The 4,711-nt window shown below is 41.9% G+C and carries 5 protein-coding genes; 3 read left to right on the top strand and 2 right to left on the bottom strand.

Going from position 1 to position 4,711, the window contains the following annotated elements; genetic code table 11:
• The 3 genes from VB081_RS11620 to VB081_RS11610 all read left to right on the top strand — a co-directional run.
• On the top strand, positions 1-187 hold a 187-nt coding region (locus VB081_RS11620), incomplete at its 5' end, for an ImmA/IrrE family metallo-endopeptidase (RefSeq protein WP_323400978.1).
• A gap of 37 nt (positions 188-224) precedes the next feature.
• Positions 225-962 (top strand): hypothetical protein, encoded by a 738-nt coding sequence (locus VB081_RS11615; protein WP_323400977.1) that lies wholly within the window; start codon positions 225-227, stop codon positions 960-962.
• 204 nt (positions 963-1,166) lie between these two features.
• Positions 1,167-2,279: a site-specific integrase gene (locus VB081_RS11610; RefSeq protein ID WP_323400976.1), complete on the top strand. Its 1,113-nt coding sequence runs from the start codon at positions 1,167-1,169 to the stop codon at positions 2,277-2,279.
• A gap of 23 nt (positions 2,280-2,302) precedes the next feature.
• Here the strand turns inward: VB081_RS11610 and VB081_RS11605 are convergent, their stop codons facing one another.
• Both VB081_RS11605 and VB081_RS11600 read right to left on the bottom strand, forming a co-directional pair.
• A complete protein-coding gene (locus tag VB081_RS11605) occupies positions 2,303-2,806 on the bottom strand; it encodes a DUF4411 family protein (RefSeq protein ID WP_323400975.1) in 504 nt (167 codons plus the stop codon).
• A 1-nt stretch (position 2,807) separates the two neighbouring features.
• Entirely contained in the window at positions 2,808-3,971 is a 1,164-nt protein-coding gene (locus tag VB081_RS11600) for an ImmA/IrrE family metallo-endopeptidase (RefSeq protein ID WP_323400974.1), read from the bottom strand.
• Between the last annotated feature and the right edge of the window lie 740 nt (positions 3,972-4,711).

Below are 4,711 nucleotides of genomic sequence, written 5' to 3'. Positions count from 1 at the left end.
CAGTATTATGCTGACCCGACCAAATGTCGAGGAAAATGAAGCCAACCGCTTTGCGGCCCACCTGCTTATCCCGGATGAACTATTGCTGGAATACCGTGATTTTGGATTTAGCATATCTCAAGTTGCTTCTGATTTGGGGTTGCCAGTTAATATTTTAGAATTAAAGCTGGCGGATTGCCGGATTTAATATAAGGTCTACGGACGTAAAAAGAAAGGGAAGCAATATGGATAAGGAAAATGGATCCCCAACAAAGAAAATAATTGTTATAACAGTATTCATTTTAGTGGCTCTAGTGGCTTCGATTCTGTTCTCTGTCAAAAATCAAGAAAATGAAGCAAAGCGAGCATTGGATTTTTCTGGAAGTGATGGGAAGCTTGTGGGACAGTGGGAGATTGATGGTAAAAAAATGGGAACAGAATTACCGTTTTTCATGGAATTTGGAGAGAATATGAGCTGTAAAACTCGAATTGTCAATTCATCGTCCGAAGGTACTTACCAAATCAATCAAACACACGATAGAATAAAAACTACACATAAAGATGCTAATCTCGATTCTGATTCTAAATATTACTTCGATGGTGATAATCTGGTTTTAGTTATTGATGATAGCAAATTATATTTTAATAAAATTCAAAATAATATAGATTTTATGAATGCTGAGCAATTCGAAAGTTCGAGCAACGGTAAAAACGCGACAACAACGCAAACTCCCGCACCGACTTCTGATCCTGTATCTATCGACATAAGTTCCGGAAATTATACATGCGGAACTGATTTTCCTCCTGGAACGTATGACATTACATTGGTCTCCGGAAACGGAAATGTAATTTGTTCCGGGAAAATAAATGAGATATTTAGAGCCGAAGATGGATATACTCAATCATTTTCAAACGCAAAATTTGTAAATGGCGACATCCTCCAAATTAAAGGCGGAGTAACCATCAATCTCGCATCTAAATAAAAAACGCCGCCCATGCTACCAACATGAACGGCGGTGTCCCCTTCGGCATTGATAGGGCCTGAGGACGGGAACGCACAGCTAATCCGGTTACAGCCCGGGGGCGATGCAGTACCGCTTTGACAAGCATAATTGTACCATCCAGCCCGGGTTTTTACAACAGTCCCGGGTATTTTTATGCCCAAAATTAATATTGGAGGTACAATCATGCCAAGCAAAGCCAGAGTCACGCTGACCATTGGCCACGACCCCATCACCGGGGAGGCTATCCGCAAGGTCTTCTGCGGCCGGACAAAAAAAGAAGCCCGCAAGCTGCGGGACCAGTACAAGATTGAGGCGGCCACCGGCAGGCCCCAGGAATACACAATCAACACCTTCGAGTCCTGGGCCTGGGAGTGGCTTAATATTTACGTAGACGGTACCGTGGAGCACACCACATACCGGGGCTATGAGCTGTGCATCAACCACCTAATCGAGGACTTCGGGCCCCGGCCGCTCAATACTATCACCCCGGTCATGGTTCAGGCGTTCTTTAAGAAAAAGCGGACTTTGTCCCAGTCCATGGTGGATAAGCTGCGAATCACTCTCAACGCCATCATGGAGACCGCCGTGGACAACGACAAGGCCATCAAAAACCCCATGCGCAACCTTGGGCCATTTAAGGGCCGGGAAAAGGAACAGAGGCACGTTTATAATGCCCAACAGGCCGAAATCGTGGCAGATTTCGCTAAATCGCATCCCTTTGGTCTTGGAGTATACCTCATCCTGAAAACCGGCCTGCGCCGGGGTGAGCTCATGGGCCTGATCCCGTCGGAGGACTTCGATTTCGCCAACAACCGAATCTATGTCCAGCGCACCGTCCAGGAGTCCGGCGGGAAGGTCAACGTAAAGGACCGCCTTAAGAACGAAGAGAAGCTGCGGGTGGTCCCCGTGGAACCTGCAGCCATGTCCGTCCTGAACCGGGATATCCGATGCCACCAGGCTGGATTCCTCTTTAAAAGTCGCCGAGGCGGTGTGATGGCCCCGGGGAGCTGGTCGAAGAATCGGTACGCGCCATTCCTGGTTGACCTGGATAAATTCGTGGCAGTGCAGAAGCTTGACAATCCGACATTTCCGACCATCCCCCACCTCACGCCCCATGAACTGCGGCATACTTATGGCACGCTGCTCTTTAAGGCGGGCAACGACCCTTACACCGTCCAGCGAATCATGGGGCATAAGAACCAGGAAGTGACCATGGATATCTACGTGCATGATGGGATTGAGGATGTGGAGAGCCGGGTGGTGTGGCCGGAGAAGGTGTTGGATCGGGCGAAATAAAAAGAAGGCCGTGATGACCTTCTTTACTTAATCAAAGTAATCCCTAACTCTCTCATCATCTCAAAAAGATTTATGCATCGTACATTAAAGCTCGAACAAAAATTTGGAATTTTCGGTTTGTTTTGACTTGTACTTGGCTGTTCAAAAGTAACACAGGTTGCATTCTGCACCGCACAAAACGCAATTAACCACGGATCTGCAATACTATCATCTGCCCATGCCCGATACGCCTTATCGCTATAAAATGATGACACATTGATAAAATTTAATATATCTGACCATTGCTTTATCACCGCACCATCTTCGCCGGTATTAAAAATATACTCAGAGCATTCATCAATAACCCATTGCTTCAGAAAATCATCCTCTTCAAATCTACATATCTCATTTTTTACCACATCGATAACTATAATTGTGCCTTTTGTAATCCACTCTGAGATGTGTTCCCAGAAATGTGGTGCTATTTCTTGGCTGTAATAGTATTTATATGACGTTATAAGAGTATTTGAATCCAGTACATACGTCATCCTAAACCCCTAACTCACTCTCTAAGTGTTGGAATGTTTTTGCCTTTACGCCTGTTAGCCTATATGCTTCGGTAAATTGAGTTTTTCCCTCTTTTAAGCTTCGATTCACAGATTTAAAAAATGCTCGATCAATAGTGAATGCTATAGTCTTATAGTGGTTTCCGCCAGAAGATTTCTTCATCTTCTCAACATTCTCTTCAACTTGATTGTTGATTTGATAATAATCCCGGTCAGTAATGAAAGCATTATCCAGAGCACGCCTCGCAATAACAATATTACTCACATTAAAGCGTCTCGCTAGGTTATTGATTTTTAAATTTAAATCACTTTGAGTCTGTTGCCAATGCTTTTTAAACATAGAATTTGGAACAAGCATCTCAGCAGCAATAGCATTGCATATAACTTCTTTTTGACTCCTATACTGTTTATTATTCATTTCTCCACAGGTGTCGTTATATAAACTATTTTCTCCTAGCCAAAGGTGTGCTAATTCATGACATAGCGAAAAAAGTCTTCCTGCTTTGCTATCTTTGCCATTAATGAAAATCAGTGGAGCATAATCATCAACCATTGCAAAGGCGCGAAACTCTTCCAAATTTAATGGGCGGTGTGTATTACTCCCTACAATTCCGTTAACCATAACAAGAATGCCAATTTTACTTAGTAAATTCCTCAAGTATGAAAAAGCGTCATCTGGTTTTGTAAAGTGATTATACCATTCGAGTTCTATTTCTATTTTCTTTCTAATATTAGAGGTTGCCTCAGAAATATTGATTTTAGATTCAGAATTTAGAGACCCTATAAATTCTAACTTATCCATTTCCTCAGATAAACGATAGTCATGCATCCAGTCTTGCTTCAATTGCATGTCGTAAATCGTATCAATCAATTCACGACTAGGCTTTTCAAGACGATCACTATTAATTGTTCTAAAATTTAATAAATCTATTTTTTCTTCTGGAGTCTCATTCAATACGAGATATCCCAATGGAATATGCATTTTTTTAGCCAACGCACCTAATTGCTTAAAAGTAGGAATCTCTTCTCCACTCAGCCAACTATCTAATTTGGGGAAGGAAACCCGAAGTTCATCACAATCATATCCCGAAGAATTGATTGCCCATGTTAAAACATTAGGTTTCACTGGAAATCTTACTGTCGCCATCGTTTTTCCTCCTCCTTCTTTTTTTATTATTATACCATCAATGACGTATAATAATCTAGAATAATTTAGATAAAAAGGTGCACAAAAGGATACACATATATTTTCATGAAGATACTAAAATTAGACCAAATAGGCGAATAATCGAATACTCCCAAAAACGAAAAAAAACGGCTAAAACTAGCCGTTTCCTTATGTTTTCTATGGAGCTGATGATAGGACTTGAACCTACAACCTGCTGATTACAAATCAGTAAAGATTCAAGTGAACACGCCGCCTTTAGTGGGTAGGTACACAAAAGGTTCACCAGCGACTTTTCCTATTATAAGTGTACCTAGGCGTTTTGTCAATTAAAACATTAAATATTTTTTATCTAACGAAACATCCGCCGCCAATACTAGAGTTCTTAAAATAATCTTCATAGAACCACCCCCTTCTGAACATAAGCAATAATCCCGGAGTTTTAACACCACGAAGCTAAGCGTCAATATTGTTATATATGGCGGCGTGCCAAAATGATTCGTTAGACCAATAAGGTCCATATTCTCTTCCTATATTATATACCATATATTATTTTCTGCAATAAAAAATCCCCCAGCCGAAGCCGGGGAAATCTTTTATTGGCGACCGCTGGAGCGGATAGCAATGGCCTGTTGCGTCTCACGGGGTCGATATGTTTATAGTTTATCACATCTTGCGGCGAGTATCAACCGCAATAGTCAACAATCCCTTGCGCAATGGCA

It is taken from the genome of Christensenella sp. (genome assembly GCF_034927525.1).
Lineage (GTDB): Bacteria > Bacillota > Clostridia > Christensenellales > Christensenellaceae > Christensenella.
Note: the sequence above shows the minus strand (reverse complement) of the source record. Positions and strands in the feature narration are given on the sequence as shown.